Source organism: Blautia luti (genome assembly GCF_033096465.1).
GTDB lineage: Bacteria > Bacillota > Clostridia > Lachnospirales > Lachnospiraceae > Blautia_A > Blautia_A luti.
Genome location: NZ_AP028156.1, coordinates 2,588,830 through 2,605,097 on the forward strand (window position 1 = coordinate 2,588,830; position 16,268 = coordinate 2,605,097).

Genomic DNA, 16,268 nt, shown 5'->3' on the forward strand with positions numbered 1-16,268 from the left:
TTGGTAATACCAATAAACAAAACTGACAATACCAGAAAGAGGTGCGAAACAATGGGATATGTGAAATGGTCATATGAGACACTGAATCATTTTTGCGGAGACGTATTCAAGGCGTTTGGATTTACAGAGGAAGAAAGCAATCAGATCAAGGATGTGCTTCTTACGGCTGACCTTTATGGAATAGAAAGTCATGGTATGCAGAGAATGGTGCGTTATCATAAGGGAATCGAAAAGGGAACGATCCATCCGCAGGCAAAGCCTGAAGTTGTATTTGAAACACCGATATCTGCAGTGATTGATGGTCATAATGGAATGGGACAGCTTATTTCCGTTTACGCAATGAAAAAAGCCATCGAAAAAGCCAAAAAAACCGGAGTTGGAATTGTAACCGTCCGTGAGTCCAATCATTTCGGTATTGCCGGATATTATGCAAAGATGGCGTGCGCTGAAGGACTTCTGGGAATGGCTTGCACCAATTCAGAGGCTATTATGGTCCCTACGTTTGGCAAAAAAGCCATGCTTGGATCAAACCCAATCGCAGTAGCTATGCCGGCAGACCCGTATCCGTTTTTCTTTGACTGTTCTACCACAGTAGTTACAAGAGGAAAACTAGAAATGTACAACAAAATGGAGAAACCGCTTCCTGATGGATGGGCGTTGGACAAAGATGGTCATGCAAGCACAGATGCACCGGATGTCCTTGCCAATATTGTTGCAAAGAAGGGGGGCGGAATCATGCCTCTTGGTGGAAATGAAGAAGTTACAGGAAGCCACAAGGGATATGGATATGGTATGTTATGTGAACTGTTCAGTTCCATTCTTTCCATGGGTGTTACTTCGGATCATTGCTGCACATTCCCGGATAAAACAGGAATCTGTCATGGATTTATGGCAATCGATCCGGCTGCATTTGGTGATCCTCAGGCAATCCGCAGACATTTTTCAGAATACCTGGAAGCTTTGAGAGAAAGTCCGAAGGCAGAAGGCAAAGAACGTATTTATACACATGGTGAAAAAGAAGTTTTAGCAGAAAAAGAAAGAAGAAAGCATGGATTACCTGTAAACGATAATACGATGGTCGAACTTGCTAATCTGTGTGGATATCTCAAACTTGACTTTGATAAATATTTTGACGGATATGAGCTTCCAAAAGACAGCAAATTCTTTACAGGAAATTATTAATAGATTAGAAGGCAACTGTTCACAGTAACAATAGAGGCAACCAAATCATACGGCTTCACAAAATTTAAGATACCAGGGAGGACAATAGAAATGGATTATGCAAAAGAATCTTTAAGACTGCATGGAGAATGGAAAGGTAAGATTGAAGTTGTAACAAGAGTACCTGTAGAAAATAAGGATGATCTGTCACTTGCTTATACACCTGGAGTTGCACAGCCTTGTCTGGAAATCCAGAAGGATGTAAACAAATCCTACGAACTCACAAGAAGATGGAACATGTGTCTGGTAGTTACAGACGGTTCTGCTGTTCTTGGACTTGGAAACATTGGACCGGAAGCCGGAATGCCGGTTATGGAAGGTAAATGTGTCCTTTTCAAGGCATTTGGTGATGTAGATGCATTTCCACTCTGCATTAAAAGCAACGATGTGGACGAAATTGTAAATACAATCTATATGATCTCCGGTTCCTTTGGTGGAGTAAACCTGGAAGATATTTCCGCACCGAGATGTTTCGAAATTGAAAAGAAACTGAAAGAAAAATGTGATATTCCGATCTTCCATGATGACCAGCATGGTACTGCGATCATCACACTGGCAGGTCTTACCAATGCACTTAAAGTTGTTGGCAAAAAGAAAGAGGATGTCCATGTTGTAATGAACGGAGCAGGAGCAGCAGCAATCTCTATCGCTCGTCTGCTTCTCACAGCCGGATTTAAGAATATCACACTCTGTGACAGAAAGGGTGCGATCTTTGAGGGACGTCCGGAAGGAATGAATCCAATCAAAGATGAAATGAGCAAGGTGACCAATCTGGATAAGAAAGCAGGTTCTCTGGCAGATATGCTGGTCGGCGCAGATGTATTTATCGGTGTTTCCGCACCGGGTGCCGTTACAACAGAGATGGTTAAGACCATGAATAAGGATGCAATTGTTTTTGCATGTGCAAACCCGACTCCGGAGATATTCCCGGATGACGCAAAGGCAGGCGGAGCAAAAGTTGTTTCCACAGGAAGAAGTGATTTCCCGAACCAGATCAACAACGTACTTGCTTTTCCGGGAATTTTTCGTGGCGCATTTGATGTGAGAGCAAAAGAGATCAATGATGAAATGAAACTGGCAGCGTCTGAAGCACTTGCAAATCTGATCACAGATGAGGAACTTTCTCCGGAATATATCATTCCGAAGGCATTCGATAAGAGAGTAGGACCGGCGGTAGCCAAAGCGGTTGCGGAGGCAGCAAATAGAACCGGCGTAGCCCGTATTAAAAAAAATACAATTTAATCAAGTAAGATAGATAATTTTCCCCGGCATAACTTATTATAGAGATAGCAAGGACGTGTGACAACAATAGATTTTACTTCAAGGAAACGTCCGCAGTATGCCGGGGATTTTCTTATAATTTTTCACGAACGAATAGAGATTTATAGCTGGCAATAAAACAAAAGTTACATCGAATGAAAACTGGAATAGGAAATACTTTCTAAAATCGTGGACAATGTCAGAAATAGCTATTAAAATTTTATAGAAAAAACTTTGATACGGTAAAATAATGATCATAAGCCGTTGGACAGGACGGGATGTTGAGTACCGACGGCTCTATAGTGATGATTTTATCGTTGGCATTAGGTGCATTGCCAGGAAACATTATTGATCTGGATACACAATTTGAACGCTTTGGCGAGTGGCTTAAGCATAAGACAGGCAGTGACGGTCTAATATATTATAGAACTTGCATGTGTTACATCAACTACCATATGGTATGGTCGGTGAAATACCGGTGGAATATAAAACCCAGAAATTGAGGAATAACTAAAGAAACTGGTGCAGCAGATTGCTGGAGGATAAGGGATTTACCTCTGTCTCAATATATTCAGACATATATTCGCCAAAGTTCTTGGCTTTATTAATCTTTGTATCTCTGTCTCTCTCAATTTCCTTCTCCCAGACGGCAAGATCCAGCTTTGCTTTTTCACGGGCAGCCTTTTCTGTTTCTCACACTCGTTTAATTCTTTTAGGTTTCCCGGTCTTTGGATTAATGTATTTGCTTTGTACTACACATTCATATTTTCCGCTTGGCAGTTTTCTTACATTGCCCTCGCCATTTTCTTTTCTACCCTCATAGTTCTTCGCCATTTACTTCCTTCCCTGTAGCAATTATCACTTTTTTGAATGATAGTGATTTTTCCTTCCAAAAGTGATACCAAAAGGTGATAGTAGGTAAATTATAAAACGCCCCTATCCACAATTCAATTGGTAATATTTACCAATCATCCTTGTGTTTAGGGGCGTTTAATTACTTCTCGCTTGGACACATTAGCCAAAAAATAGCTATTATTTTATTATTTGTAGTTAACGATCTTTCCGAAATCAGCTTTCAGAGAAGCGCCACCTACAAGTCCGCCGTCGATATCGTTCTGAACGAATAAGTCAGGTGCTGTTGCAGGATTTACAGATCCGCCGTACTGGATGCGAATTGCTTCTGCTGTTGCTTCATCATAGATTTCAGCGATGCATGCACGAATACCAGCGCATACTTCCTGAGCCTGCTCAGTTGTAGCTGTTTTACCTGTTCCGATTGCCCAGATTGGCTCGTAAGCGATAACTGCTGTCTTAGCCTGATCTGCTGTAACACCCTGGAATCCCACTTTAACCTGCTGACGGATGAAATCCATTGTTACGCCCTGCTCTCTCTGAGTAAGAGTTTCGCCGCAGCACATGATTGGTGTGATTCCATGTTCGAAAGCTTTGAGGATCTTCTTGTTAACGTCTTCGTTTGTTTCTCCGAAGTATTCTCTTCTTTCGGAATGTCCGAGAACAACATATTTAACGCCAGCATCTACGAGCATTGCAGGGGAGATTTCTCCTGTGTATGCACCTTTCTCTTCGAAGTACATGTTCTCAGCGCCAACCTGAATGTTTGTTCCTTTAGCAGCTTCTACTACCGGGATAATGTCGATTGCAGGTACGCAGAATACTACGTCTACTTCGTCATTAACTACTAATGGTTTTAATGTTTCTACTAATTTAACGGCTTCGCTTGGTGTCATGTTCATTTTCCAGTTACCAGCGATAATTTTCTTTCTTGCCATGATAATTTATCTCCTTAGTGTCCCTGTGGGACGTATTCTTTTCTTACTTATCGTTTGCTGCTGCAACGCCCGGGAGTTCTTTTCCCTCCAGGAATTCAAGAGATGCACCGCCACCTGTGGAGATGTGTGTCATCTTGTCGCCATAGCCAAGGATGTTAACTGCTGCTGCAGAATCACCACCACCGATGATTGTTGTAGCATCTGTGTCAGCAAGTGCTTTGGCAACAGCTTCTGTACCATGAGCGAAATTCGGCATTTCGAAGCAGCCCATCGGTCCATTCCATACAACTGTCTTAGCATCTTTTACAGCGTCAGCGAAAAGTTTCTCTGTTTCCGGTCCGATATCCATTCCTTCCCAGCCATCCGGGATCTCACCACGTTTCACAACCTGAATGTTGCAATCGTTAGAGAAGTCATCACCGATTCTGTTATCTACAGGAAGAAGAAGTTTCACGCCTTTTTCTTCAGCTTTCTTCATCATGTCTAATGCATACTGAAGATAATCATCTTCGCAAAGAGATTTACCGATATGTCCACCCATAGCTTTGGAGAATGTGTAAGACATACCACCACCAATGATAAGAGTATCTACTTTATCAAGAAGGTTATTGATTACAGAAATCTTACTGGAAACCTTAGCTCCGCCAAGGATTGCAACAAATGGTCTTTCAGGATTGTTAACTGCATTTCCAAGGAAATCGATTTCCTTCTGCATTAAGTAACCAACAACTGCTGTATCAACATATTTAGTTACGCCAACGTTAGAGCAATGTGCTCTGTGTGCTGTACCAAATGCGTCATTTACGAATACATCGCAAAGAGAAGCAAGTTCTTTGCTGAATTCGTCTCCGTTCTTTGTCTCTTCTGCACGATAACGTGTGTTCTCAAGTAAGATAACATCTCCGTCTTTCATCTCAGCTACTGCTGCTTTTGCATTTGGTCCTACTACTTCAGGATCTGCTGCAAATTTAACTTCCTGTCCTAATAACTCGGAAAGACGTTTGGCAACCGGCGCAAGAGATAATTCCGGTTTCGGTTCTCCCTTCGGTTTTCCAAGATGAGAACAAAGAATAACTTTTCCACCATCAGCGATCAGCTTCTTAATTGTAGGAAGAGCTGCAACCAGACGGTTCTCATCTGTAATTTTTCCATCCTGAAGCGGAACATTGAAGTCACATCTTACAAGAACTTTTTTACCCTTTACGTTGATATCATCAACAGATTTTTTATTCAGCATTTGTGGTGCCTCCTTAATAATATTCTTTAACTGTTACCGCATATTTTGTAAACAGTAACATATGATTTCCATGCATCTGCCAATTGTCGGCGGCAATATGCATACTGTTCAGACAACGCGAAAAGAGTCCGGCCCATTTCAGACCGGACCCTTCGTTGGAGTCTATTCTTCTACACTTACTGAAAATTAAGCGTTCAGCAGTTTACCAAAATGTTTGATTGTACGAACCATCTGGCTTGTGTAGGAGTTTTCGTTGTCATACCAGGAAACTACCTGTACTTCTGTTGTGCCATTCTCAAGTGGAAGAACCATTGTCTGAGTAGCATCGAACAGAGAACCAAATCTCATACCAACGATATCGCTGGATACGATTTCATCTTCGTTGTATCCGAAGGATTCATTAGAAGCTGCTTTCATAGCTGCGTTGATCTGTTCTTTTGTTACGTTTCCTTCAACAACTGCTGTTAAGATTGTTGTAGAACCTGTTGGGGTAGGAACACGCTGAGCAGATCCGATTAATTTGCCGTTCAGTTCCGGGATAACAAGACCGATAGCTTTAGCAGCACCTGTGCTGTTAGGAACGATGTTAACTGCAGCTGCACGGGATCTTCTTAAATCACCTTTTCTCTGTGGTCCATCAAGTGTCATCTGATCGCCTGTGTAAGCATGGATTGTGCACATGATACCAGATTTGATTGCAGCAAGGTCATTTAATGCTTTAGCCATTGGAGCTAAGCAGTTTGTTGTACAAGAAGCTGCGGAGATGATGTGGTCTTCTTTTGTAAGAGTTTCATGGTTTACATTGTAAACGATTGTCTTAAGGTCGTTTCCAGCCGGAGCGGAAATGATAACGTGTTTAGCACCTGCATCGATATGAGCCTGAGCTTTGTCTTTGGATGTATAGAATCCTGTACACTCAAGAACTACGTCTACACCGATTTCTCCCCATGGAAGTTCAGCAGCGTTAGCTTTTGCGTAAATTTTGATTTCTTTTCCGTCAACTGTGATGGAATCTTCTCCTGCTGTTACTGTGTCTGCAAGAGCATATTTTCCCTGTGTTGAATCATATTTTAATAAGTGAGCAAGCATTTTAGGAGATGTTAAATCGTTGATTGCTACGATTTCAAATCCTTCTGCTCCAAACATCTGACGGAATGCAAGACGTCCAATACGTCCAAAACCATTGATTGCAACTTTTACTGCCATGATAAAATTCCTCCTATGAATTAAGTGGTTAATTATGGTAATCCTTTGTTTGTTAAAGAATCATCAACCTGTAATGTATTGTACATAATTCCAAACAAAAATTCAAGACCATTTTCTAAAAAACAGATAAAAAATACGTAAAAAAAGAAATAATGTGCTATACTCTATATGCAGTACAGTGCTTTTTTGTATGAGAGTACAATAAACCGTGCACTGCCTGAAATTTTCATGATCTATGGAGGTATCTTATGAACAGACGTATCTTGTGGGACTGCCATATGCACTCCTCTTTTTCTGCCGATTCTCCCACTCCCATGGAAGATATGATCCGGCAGGCAGTTTTCCTCGGACTCCAGGGAATCACGTTTACAGAGCATCTTGATCCTGACTACCCTGCCACTCCTGACGGTCTGGACTTCTCGCTGGATATTCCCTCTTATCAGGAAAAGCTTTTTCAGCTTCAGGATACATATAAAGATAAAATCCAGATACGCTTCGGCATAGAACTTGGCCTGCAGATGCATTTAGCCGACTATTTTCATTCGCTTATGCAGGAATTTCCTTTTGATTTTGCCATTGGCTCTTCTCATCTGGTCCACGGTTTCGACCCTTATTATCCGGAATTTTTCCAGGGACGTAAGGAATCGCGTTGCTACATGGAATACTTTGAATCCATCCTGGAAAACCTTTCCTGCTGCAAAGATTTCGATGTATATGGTCACATTGACTATATTGTAAGATACGGTTCAAATAAAAACCGCGAATATTCTTACGGCCGCTACAAAGACATTCTGGACGAAATCCTGAAAAAGCTTATCTCCATGGGAAAAGGAATCGAGCTGAATACCGGCGGCTACCATTATGGTCTGGGAGAGCCCAATCCCTGCGTGGGAATTATCCGAAGATACAGGGAACTTGGGGGAGAGATCATCACCATCGGTGCTGATGCACACACACCTGACAAAGCAGCCTATGCATTTGACAGGGCAGAAGCGGTTCTTGACCGCTGTGGATTCCGCTATTATACAGTGTTTAAAGAACATAAGCCTGAATTTCTGCCTCTTTGAGAAAACCGGCAATGTTGGGCAAATACAAAAATCCTGCAATGTACGATCTTATCTTGTACATTGCAGGATTTTTCTCTTTATTTCTGGACTCTTTTAAGAAATTTTCCAATAACTCCCATGTCTTCTTCGTCTTTATCCAGAGATTTCTCATATCCTTTGCGGATCCAGCTTGTAATCGCCTCGATCACTACAGGTGAAAATGTCATCAGCAGGAATACCAGAATGATCATTCCGAACTCCAGAGAACCTAACGTAAGAAGATTTTGCAGAATTACCGCTCCACCAAAAAATACAAACTGCATTCCGTAAATGATCACTTTACGATAGGTGTTCAGCGGAGAATATACGGTTCTCAGTGCCGCCATATAATTCCAGCCGGTTACCAGCACACAGGCTGTATTCAGCATCGTATTGGAATGATATACATTCTGACATACGAGCATAATGGTAAATACGCATCCTGTGATGGTAACTGCCGCCGGAAATGCATTCATAAACACATGTCTCAGGAATGTATGGTCAATCTTATCGTAATTATTCTCCTGTGTCAGCAGAAATGTAGGAATCCCTACCGCACATGCACTGATCAGAGACATCTGGATCGGCTCAAAGGGATAGGCATCTCCGAAAAAGATCGTGATCAATGACAAAAGAACGGAAAAGATCGTCTTGATCAGGAACATGGATGCTGCACTTCGAATGTTATTCACTACGCGGCGGCCCTGATTTACAATATGAGGCATTGCCCCAAAATTGGAATCCAGCAGTACCACATTGGCAATGTTCTTGGCTGCATCACTTCCGGCTGCCATGGCAATACTGCAGTCTGCTTCCTTTAAGGCAAGTACATCATTTACGCCATCACCGGTCATGGCAACTGTATGTTTCTGTGCCTGCAGTGCCTGTACCATCTGTTTCTTCTGCTGTGGTGTTACTCTGCCGAATACACTGCACTCTGCCACTGCCCGCTGCATTTCTTCCGGTGTCGTAATGGTTGTTGCATCAATATAATGATCCGCATTCTTCAGTCCTGCTTTCTTCGCAATGGCAGAAACTGTTACAGGATCATCTCCGGAAATCACTTTCAGATCAACACCCTGACTGTCAAAAAACGCCAGCGTATCCGGTGCTTCCTCCCGAATCACATCTGTGATCAGAAACAGTCCCACAGGTTCCAGCCCTGCCGGAAGTTTTGTGCTTTCTGTTTCCTCATCACTGTGTGCCAGGATCAGAATACGAAAACCTTCTTCTGCATAAGTGCTGCAATGCGCAAGAAGTTCTTCATTTCCTTCCGGAAAAAGGAACTGCGCAGCTCCTATCAGATAAGTACCCTTTTCTTCAAACACAGCACCGCTGTATTTCCGGTCTGAGGAAAATGGTATGGCATGAACCAGCTTCAGGTCTGATTTGGCCGGAAAGCGTTTTCGCAAAGCATCTGCCGTCGCATTCTGGTCATGGAGAACTGACATCAGATTTTCCATAATATGTTCCATCTCCTGCAGCTTCTTTTTATCAGCTTCTGATGTGGCATCTTCCATGCTGTCAGATCCGGCTTCTGTTTCTGCATCTGTATCAATAGTTTTCTCTCCGGAATCCTGTCCACTTTCATACAGCTGCACATCTTCCACTTTCATGGTTCCCTCTGTGATAGTGCCTGTTTTATCCAGACAAAGTGTATCAACCCGAGCCAGCGTCTCAATGCAATAAAGTTCCTGCACCAGCGTCTTCTTGGTTGCCAGAACCATGGAACCCAGTGTTAATGCCACACTGGTCAAAAGCACCAGGCCTTCAGGAATCATGCCCAGAACTGCAGCAACCATATTTACTACGGAATCCTTTAACGTATCCCCGACAATATAATACTGTTTATAAAAGAGCATTGCACCAAGAGGTACAATGATAATGCTGATCACCTTCAGAATCGCATTCAGAGAATTACGGAGTTCTGAATTATGACGTTTAAATTCTTTGGCCTCACTGGTGATCTGGGAAGCATAGTTATCTTTTCCCACATGGATCACCTGACAACAGGCTTCTCCCGATGTCACGAAACTGCCGGAAAAAAGTTCATCCCCTGGATTCTTTGCCAGATTATCTGACTCTCCTGTCAGAAGAGATTCATTCACCTCCACAGATCCTTCCAGGATCTTCACATCAGCCGGAACCTGATCTCCTGTTTTCAGAAAGATCAGATCATCTATTACCAGTTTCTCTGTTGAAATGTTCCATTTTTTGCCTTCGCGCAGTACAACGGTTTTGCTTTCTGTAAGGATTGCCAGCTTATCAATGGTCTTTTTGGCACGTACTTCCTGAATGATTCCGATCACCGTGTTGATCAGAATGATCCCCATAAACATGGAATTCTTGTAGGAACGTACAAAAAGTACCAGAACCAGCAGCACCAGGTTCAGGAAATTGAAGAATGTAAGCGTATTCTCCCTGATGATCTGCTTATAGGTTCTGGTATTAGGATTTTCGTTGGCATTGACTTTACCTTCTGCAATTCTTTCCTGTACCTGTTCATTTGTAAGTCCTGTCATTATTACCTCCAGTGGAAATATCAAAATTTCTGTTATATATATTAATAAGGGCAGATGATGAGTATCACCCGCCCTCTTTACTTAATATAACGACTGCGATCCGATATTGGATTCAGGACTGCTGAAAAAATATTTTTTATTAATATTCTTCCTCTTCAGCCTCTTCTCCTTCATGGATATCAGACTTCGGTTTCTTAAGACCCTTGATCTCAATATGATGTTTCTGGGCATAATCCCATAAAGCTGCATGGATTGCCTCTTCTGCAAGCAGGGAACAGTGAACTTTCACTGGCGGAAGTCCGTCAAGTGCTTCCATAACTGCTTTATTTGTAACTTCCATAGCTTCTTCGATTGTTTTTCCCATTACCATCTCTGTTGCCATGCTGCTTGTTGCAACTGCTGCGCCACAGCCGAATGTTTTAAATTTGCAGTCTTTGATGATATGTGTTTCATCGTCAATATCAAGGAAGATTCTCATGATATCACCGCATTTTGCATTTCCTACTGTACCTACGCCGCTTGCGTTCTCTATTTCTCCAACATTACGTGGATGCTGAAAATGATCCATTACTTTCTCACTGTAAGCCATTTGTGTTTCCTCCTGTTATCCTGACATTACTGTCCTATTAATGATATTTATTTCTGTTTTTTCATGAAGTCTTCATATAATGGAGACATGCTTCTTAAGTGTGCCACGATTTCTTTCAGTCTGTCTACTACGAAGTCCACATCTTCCATTGTTGTCTCTTCGCTGAGTGTCATACGCAGAGAACCATGTGCGATCTCATGAGGCAGGCCGATTGCCAGAAGCACATGAGACGGATCAAGAGAACCTGATGTACAAGCAGATCCACTGGATGCACAGATTCCATAGTTATCAAGCATAAGCAGCAATGACTCACCTTCTACGAACTGGAAGCTGACATTTACGTTGTTCGGAAGACGTTTTACACGGTCACCGTTTACCTTTACATAAGGAATCTCTGCTTCGATCCTCTGGATGAGATGATCCCTGATAACGATTTCTTTCTCTGTACGTTCTTTCATGGAAGCATTTGCACGTGCTGCTGCTACGCCGTATCCGACGATTCCCGGTACGTTTTCTGTACCTGCACGACGTTTACGCTCCTGTGCACCGCCATGTACGAAGGAACGGATCTTAACACCTTTACGGATGTAGAGGAAACCGATTCCTTTCGGTCCGTTGATCTTATGTCCACTGGAGCTTAACATATCGATATTGCACTCATCTACATTGATCGGGACCTGACAGAAAGCCTGAACAGCATCTGTGTGGAAAAGAACACCGTGCTCTTTCGCAATACGTCCAATTTCTTTGATCGGCTGGATAGATCCAATCTCATTGTTTGCAAACATTACGGAGATCAGGATTGTCTCCGGTGTGATGGCTTTCTCAAGTTCATCCAGTTTCACAATACCATTCTCATCTACATCTACGTATGTGATCTTCGCACCGCGTTTCTCCAGATATTCGCATGTATGAAGAATTGCATGATGCTCTATCTTCGTTGTGATGATGTGGTTTCCTTTTGATTTATATGCTTCAAAAGTGGCTTTCAGAGCCCAGTTATCAGACTCGGAGCCACCTGCTGTAAAATAAATTTCCTCTTTCTTGGCGCCAAGGACTTCAGCAATCTGCTCTCTTCCCTTAGTAACTGCTTCTTTGCTCTTACCTGCAAAATCATAAATACTAGACGGGTTGCCATAAAATTCCGAAAAATATGGCAGCATAGCCTGGACAACCTCCGGTGCTGTTTTAGTTGTTGCTGCATTGTCCAGATAAATCATTTTTCCCATTTTCTTGTCCTCCTGTTTTATTTAAGTATGTCCGACACAACTTCCTTCGTGTTCAGACCTGCTGTTTTTCTTCATGTACTCTTCTGCTCTCTTCGATCAGCTGACCAAGCATCAGGGTATCAACAGCATTGGTAATGCTGTCGTTAATTCTTTTCCAGACGAGTTTCGCCACACACACATCACTGCCGTGACAGGTTCCGTCATTCTCAATCCCGGGACAGGCTGCTGCTTCCAGGCTGCCCTCCAGCACACGCAGGACTTCACCGACTGAGATCTCATCTGCCGGCTTGCCAAGCTGGTAACCGCCGTAAGCACCTCTGCTGCTCTTTACCAGCCCTGCTTTCTTAAGCATGGCCATAAGCTGTTCGAGGTAGCTTGTGGAAATATCCTGTCTCTCCGCAATGCTCTGTAAAGACACTGCTTCATTCTCGCTGTGTAACCCCAGATCGATCAGTGCTTTCAAACCATAGCGTGCTCTTGTTGACAGCTTCATTTTCTCACCTCGTTCTAATTCCCAGTGTTTCCCTCGGATTTCATGACTACTTTATCAGAAAGATGCAGTTCTGTCAAGGCTGTTTTATGCATATATTGGCAAAAAGGTTAAGGTCTAAATCAAGGTCTCAAGATTATGTCCAAAAAGCTCTTTATCAAAGGAACTCTGCTGCTTACCTTTGCAGGTCTGGCAAGCAGGCTCATAGGTTTCTTTTACAGAATATTCCTTTCTCATACGATTGGTGCAGAAGGACTTGGAATTTTTCAGCTTGTTATGCCGCTGCAGATTCTTGCACTGGCATTCTGTGCATCCGGGATCCAGACTGCCATTTCCCGCCTTACCGCATCCAGGAAAGCTTTGGGTTGTCCAGGAAGAGCAGGGGATTATTTCATATCCGGAACTTTGTTTTCTGTACTTTTTTCTTTAGTCCTGTCCTTTCTTTTCTATTACAGGGCTGATTTCTGGGCTGTGAAAATCCTGAAGGAACCACGGACTGCTTCACTGATCCGGATGATGGCTCCCGCCGTTCCTTTAAGCACCCTGCATACCTGCATCAACAGTTATTATTTCGGCAGAAAGAAAGCCGGACTGCCTGCCGGGATCCAGCTTCTGGAACAGGCTTTCCGTGTAGGCGGCTGTTATGTGATCTATCTTGTCTGTATCTCAGAAAAACGTACCGTCACACCTCTTATGGCAGCAGGAGGAAATCTCATCGGGGAAACTGCTGCCTGCATTGCTTCTCTCTTTTTTATCAGTATGCATTTTAAAGAGATACATTATTCCTTTTTTCAGCTTCAAAAACCTCTTGTGCTGTTAAAAGAACTGTTTCATATCTCTGTTCCCCTTTCTCTTAACAAAATTCTTCTGACTGTACTGGGAAGCATGGAGGTCATCCTGATCCCCGGCAGGCTTCAGATGTCAGGATTAAATGCATCGGACGCTTTAAGTATTTACGGTATTTTTACAGGAATGGCCCTGCCCCTGATCCTGTTTCCTGCAACCCTTACCAATTCTGTTTCCGTAATGCTTCTTCCTTCTGTCACAGAACTGCAGACTCTGGGATATCAGAAAAGGATCCGGTATGTGATCCGTCAAATTTTCCGGTATTGTGTATTTTTAGGCGGTGCCTGTATGCTCCTTTTCCTGTTCTTTGGAAAATATATGGGGATTTTTTTATTCCACAGCACTACTGCAGGCACGTATATCCGCACTATGTCCTTTATCTGTCCATTCCTGTATCTCAATACTACCCTCACCAGCGTGCTGAATGGTCTGGGAAGATCCGGGATCTGTCTGATACACAGTGCAGTCAGCCTATGTATCCGGGTAGCTTTTGTACTCTTTGCCATACCGATTTTCGGAATCCGGGGATATCTGTACGGGATACTATTCAGCGAACTTATCCTTACAGTACTGCATATCATTGCGCTCTCTGCTCTTGGTAACCTTTCCGAAAAACACTGAAAAATATTTTTTCTATCGACATTCTGTTTAGAATCGTTTATAATTAACGGTTGAAGTACAACGGAATAAGAAACAAAGGAGATACAAACATGGGATTCGATTTTATCAAAAAATTACCAACCCCTGAAGAAATTCGCAATCAGTATCCCATCGATGCTGAAATTCAGGCCATTAAAGATGCAAGAGACCAGGAACTTCGAGACGTTTTTACAGGCAGATCAGACAAATTTCTTGCAATCATCGGTCCTTGTTCAGCAGACAATGAGGATGCTGTACTGGATTACCTTACAAGATTACGCAAGGTTCAGGAAAAAATAGCTGACAAGGTTCTGATCGTTCCTCGTGTTTATACAAATAAACCAAGAACAACAGGTGAAGGATACAAAGGTATGGTCCACCAGCCGGATCCGGAAAAACAGCCGAACCTTCTGGCCGGCCTGATTGCTATCCGTAAGATGCATATTCATGCGATCCAGACCAGCGGTATGACCTGTGCAGATGAAATGCTTTATCCGGAGAACTACCGTTATCTTTCTGACCTGCTTTCCTATGTTGCAGTAGGTGCACGTTCTGTAGAAGATCAGCAGCATCGTCTTACAGTCAGCGGCATGGAAGTTCCTGCAGGTATGAAGAACCCTACCAGCGGTGACCTGGCAGTTATGTTAAACTCAGTCGTGGCAGCTCAGGGCGGTCATCGTTTTATCTACAGAAGTTGGGAAGTAGAAACTACCGGTAATGAACTGGCACATACCATTCTCCGTGGTGCTGTAAGCAAGCACGGAGAAGCAATCCCGAATTATCATTATGAAGATCTGCGTCTTCTCTGGGAAAAATATCAGCAGAAGAATTTAAAAAACCCGGCAGTCATTGTAGACACCAACCATTCCAACTCCAACAAGCAGTATGATCAGCAGGTTCGTATTGCCAAAGAAGTTCTCCACAGCCGCCAGGTAGACCCTGAACTTCATACTCTGGTGAAAGGTCTTATGATCGAAAGCTATATTGAACCTGGCAATCAGAAAATTGGCTGCGACCATATTTATGGAAAATCTATCACAGATCCATGCCTTGGATGGGAGGAATCCGAGAAGCTTCTGTATACTATCGCAGAAATGTGCTAAACTTAAAAGCTCCGGCAGCCTTTCGGCTGTCGAAGCTTTTTTAATGGCGTGGATGATTTTTCATGTACACGTCTCTCATTTTATTCATATTCACGCCCAGATAGATCTGTGTGGTGGAGATATCCGAATGTCCCAGCATTTCCTGTACGCTTCTGATATCTGCTCCATTCTGGAGCATATGTACGGCAAAGGAATGCCTCAGTGTGTGCGGTGTGATATCTCTCTTGATCCCTGCGCTGTCTGCATATCCTTTTAATACTTTCCAGAATCCCTGACGGCTCATCGCTTTACCGGAACAGTTGGTAAACAGTGCAGATTCCTGCTGATCTTTTACAAATACATTTCTGGCAGACTCCAGATAATGTTCCATCGCTTTCTTACAGGGAACACCGATAGGAATAATCCTCTCTTTTCCATTCTCATGACACACTACATATCCGAATTGCAGATTCACATCTGTGATCTGCAGATGAAGCATCTCGCTGACACGCATTCCGGTGGCATACAAAAGTTCCAGCATGGCAGAATCCCTGATCCCTTTTACAGTATTCAAATCCGGCTGCTGAAGCAGTTTATCCACTTCCTCGATAGTAAGGATCTCCGGTGCTTTCTTCTCCACTTTCGGCGGCTTCAGATTCTCTGCAGGATCTTTACTGATATGTCCTTCTTTCCACAGGTAATTAAAAAAAGCCCTGATAGATGCCACACTTCTTGAAATAGAAGAGGAAGCAAAATGTTCCCGTTCCATGTAGCTGATGTATCCCTCAAGTTCCAGTTCTCTTACTTCTTTCAGATCCTTTACTCCGCGATCTCCCAGAAATTCTGCCATTTTCTTCAGATCCCGTTGGTAGGATACCTCGGTATTGGCAGACATCTTCTTTATATTATGCAGATATGCAACAAACTCCCTTATCTCTATATCCATATGTTATACTTCCCGTTCCCTTTATATTCTCATTATTGTCAACTGTATTCGCCCTCTACAGCTTCTCTTTTATCCTTTTTGTTCTCGCCCAGGCGGGAATCCGCGATCTGCCTGCCGCATGATTCC

The 16,268-nt window shown here is 43.0% G+C and carries 15 protein-coding genes; 6 read left to right on the plus strand and 9 right to left on the minus strand.

All coding sequences use genetic code 11. The features are described 5' to 3' along the window. The first annotated feature begins 51 nt into the window (after positions 1-51). From R8695_RS11965 to R8695_RS17895, 3 genes are all read left to right on the plus strand, one after another. Entirely contained in the window at positions 52-1,182 is a 1,131-nt protein-coding gene (locus tag R8695_RS11965; protein ID WP_154780251.1) for an Ldh family oxidoreductase, read from the plus strand. A 90-nt stretch (positions 1,183-1,272) separates the two neighbouring features. Next, the gene (locus R8695_RS11970) at positions 1,273-2,463 is read left to right on the plus strand and encodes an NAD(P)-dependent malic enzyme (RefSeq protein WP_118508416.1); all 1,191 of its coding nucleotides are present in this window, start codon (positions 1,273-1,275) and stop codon (positions 2,461-2,463) included. A 323-nt stretch (positions 2,464-2,786) separates the two neighbouring features. Next, the gene (locus R8695_RS17895) at positions 2,787-2,984 is read left to right on the plus strand and encodes a DUF554 family protein (RefSeq protein ID WP_416387475.1); all 198 of its coding nucleotides are present in this window, start codon (positions 2,787-2,789) and stop codon (positions 2,982-2,984) included. 190 nt (positions 2,985-3,174) lie between these two features. On the opposite strand, the gene R8695_RS11975 is transcribed toward R8695_RS17895, so the two are convergent. From R8695_RS11975 to gap, 4 genes are all read right to left on the minus strand, one after another. Then, positions 3,175-3,315 (minus strand): hypothetical protein, encoded by a 141-nt coding sequence (locus R8695_RS11975; protein ID WP_154780250.1) that lies wholly within the window; start codon positions 3,313-3,315, stop codon positions 3,175-3,177. 206 nt (positions 3,316-3,521) lie between these two features. Next, positions 3,522-4,271, minus strand: coding sequence for a triose-phosphate isomerase (gene tpiA / locus R8695_RS11980; RefSeq protein WP_118508414.1), 750 nt, complete (start codon positions 4,269-4,271; stop codon positions 3,522-3,524). A gap of 43 nt (positions 4,272-4,314) precedes the next feature. After that, positions 4,315-5,508, minus strand: coding sequence for a phosphoglycerate kinase (locus tag R8695_RS11985; protein WP_118508413.1), 1,194 nt, complete (start codon positions 5,506-5,508; stop codon positions 4,315-4,317). 186 nt (positions 5,509-5,694) lie between these two features. After that, on the minus strand, positions 5,695-6,714 hold the full coding sequence (gene gap, locus R8695_RS11990) for a type I glyceraldehyde-3-phosphate dehydrogenase (protein ID WP_008704062.1): 1,020 nt from the start codon (positions 6,712-6,714) through the stop codon (positions 5,695-5,697). A gap of 248 nt (positions 6,715-6,962) precedes the next feature. Here gap and R8695_RS11995 point away from each other — a divergent pair, with 248 nt between their 5' ends. Continuing rightward, entirely contained in the window at positions 6,963-7,781 is an 819-nt protein-coding gene (locus R8695_RS11995; RefSeq protein ID WP_118508412.1) for a histidinol-phosphatase HisJ family protein, read from the plus strand. A 77-nt stretch (positions 7,782-7,858) separates the two neighbouring features. Here R8695_RS11995 and R8695_RS12000 read toward each other — a convergent pair whose 3' ends face one another. From R8695_RS12000 to R8695_RS12015, 4 genes are all read right to left on the minus strand, one after another. Then, positions 7,859-10,321 carry a cation-translocating P-type ATPase gene (locus R8695_RS12000; RefSeq protein ID WP_154780249.1) on the minus strand — a complete coding sequence of 821 codons (2,463 nt, stop codon included), beginning with the start codon at positions 10,319-10,321 and terminating at the stop codon, positions 7,859-7,861. A gap of 139 nt (positions 10,322-10,460) precedes the next feature. Beyond that, the gene (gene nifU / locus R8695_RS12005; protein WP_008704067.1) at positions 10,461-10,910 is read right to left on the minus strand and encodes a Fe-S cluster assembly scaffold protein NifU; all 450 of its coding nucleotides are present in this window, start codon (positions 10,908-10,910) and stop codon (positions 10,461-10,463) included. A gap of 47 nt (positions 10,911-10,957) precedes the next feature. Beyond that, positions 10,958-12,139 (minus strand): cysteine desulfurase NifS, encoded by a 1,182-nt coding sequence (gene nifS, locus R8695_RS12010; RefSeq protein ID WP_118508410.1) that lies wholly within the window; start codon positions 12,137-12,139, stop codon positions 10,958-10,960. A 52-nt stretch (positions 12,140-12,191) separates the two neighbouring features. Then, positions 12,192-12,632, minus strand: coding sequence for an RrF2 family transcriptional regulator (locus R8695_RS12015; RefSeq protein ID WP_118508409.1), 441 nt, complete (start codon positions 12,630-12,632; stop codon positions 12,192-12,194). 135 nt (positions 12,633-12,767) lie between these two features. Here R8695_RS12015 and R8695_RS12020 point away from each other — a divergent pair, with 135 nt between their 5' ends. Further along, positions 12,768-14,096, plus strand: a complete 1,329-nt coding sequence (locus R8695_RS12020) for a polysaccharide biosynthesis protein (protein WP_154780248.1) — start codon at positions 12,768-12,770, stop codon at positions 14,094-14,096. 89 nt (positions 14,097-14,185) lie between these two features. Then, a complete protein-coding gene (locus R8695_RS12025; protein WP_118508407.1) occupies positions 14,186-15,217 on the plus strand; it encodes a 3-deoxy-7-phosphoheptulonate synthase in 1,032 nt (343 codons plus the stop codon). Between the two features lie 40 nt (positions 15,218-15,257). Here the strand turns inward: R8695_RS12025 and xerD are convergent, their stop codons facing one another. Then, positions 15,258-16,142, minus strand: coding sequence for a site-specific tyrosine recombinase XerD (xerD, locus tag R8695_RS12030; RefSeq protein ID WP_118508406.1), 885 nt, complete (start codon positions 16,140-16,142; stop codon positions 15,258-15,260). Positions 16,143-16,268: the final 126 nt, after the last annotated feature.

What these genes read in the sequence shown, in the direction of transcription:
- R8695_RS11965 (WP_154780251.1), top strand. Translation starts at nt 52, where the DNA reads ATGGGATATGTGAAATGGTCATATGAGACACTGAATCATTTTTGCGGA.
- R8695_RS11970 (WP_118508416.1), top strand. Translation starts at nt 1,273, where the DNA reads ATGGATTATGCAAAAGAATCTTTAAGACTGCATGGAGAATGGAAAGGT.
- R8695_RS17895 (WP_416387475.1), top strand. Translation starts at nt 2,787, where the DNA reads ATGATTTTATCGTTGGCATTAGGTGCATTGCCAGGAAACATTATTGAT.
- R8695_RS11975 (WP_154780250.1), bottom strand. Translation starts at nt 3,315, where the DNA reads ATGGCGAAGAACTATGAGGGTAGAAAAGAAAATGGCGAGGGCAATGTA.
- tpiA (WP_118508414.1), bottom strand. Translation starts at nt 4,271, where the DNA reads ATGGCAAGAAAGAAAATTATCGCTGGTAACTGGAAAATGAACATGACA.
- R8695_RS11985 (WP_118508413.1), bottom strand. Translation starts at nt 5,508, where the DNA reads ATGCTGAATAAAAAATCTGTTGATGATATCAACGTAAAGGGTAAAAAA.
- gap (WP_008704062.1), bottom strand. Translation starts at nt 6,714, where the DNA reads ATGGCAGTAAAAGTTGCAATCAATGGTTTTGGACGTATTGGACGTCTT.
- R8695_RS11995 (WP_118508412.1), top strand. Translation starts at nt 6,963, where the DNA reads ATGAACAGACGTATCTTGTGGGACTGCCATATGCACTCCTCTTTTTCT.
- R8695_RS12000 (WP_154780249.1), bottom strand. Translation starts at nt 10,321, where the DNA reads ATGACAGGACTTACAAATGAACAGGTACAGGAAAGAATTGCAGAAGGT.
- nifU (WP_008704067.1), bottom strand. Translation starts at nt 10,910, where the DNA reads ATGGCTTACAGTGAGAAAGTAATGGATCATTTTCAGCATCCACGTAAT.
- nifS (WP_118508410.1), bottom strand. Translation starts at nt 12,139, where the DNA reads ATGGGAAAAATGATTTATCTGGACAATGCAGCAACAACTAAAACAGCA.
- R8695_RS12015 (WP_118508409.1), bottom strand. Translation starts at nt 12,632, where the DNA reads ATGAAGCTGTCAACAAGAGCACGCTATGGTTTGAAAGCACTGATCGAT.
- R8695_RS12020 (WP_154780248.1), top strand. Translation starts at nt 12,768, where the DNA reads ATGTCCAAAAAGCTCTTTATCAAAGGAACTCTGCTGCTTACCTTTGCA.
- R8695_RS12025 (WP_118508407.1), top strand. Translation starts at nt 14,186, where the DNA reads ATGGGATTCGATTTTATCAAAAAATTACCAACCCCTGAAGAAATTCGC.
- xerD (WP_118508406.1), bottom strand. Translation starts at nt 16,142, where the DNA reads ATGGATATAGAGATAAGGGAGTTTGTTGCATATCTGCATAATATAAAG.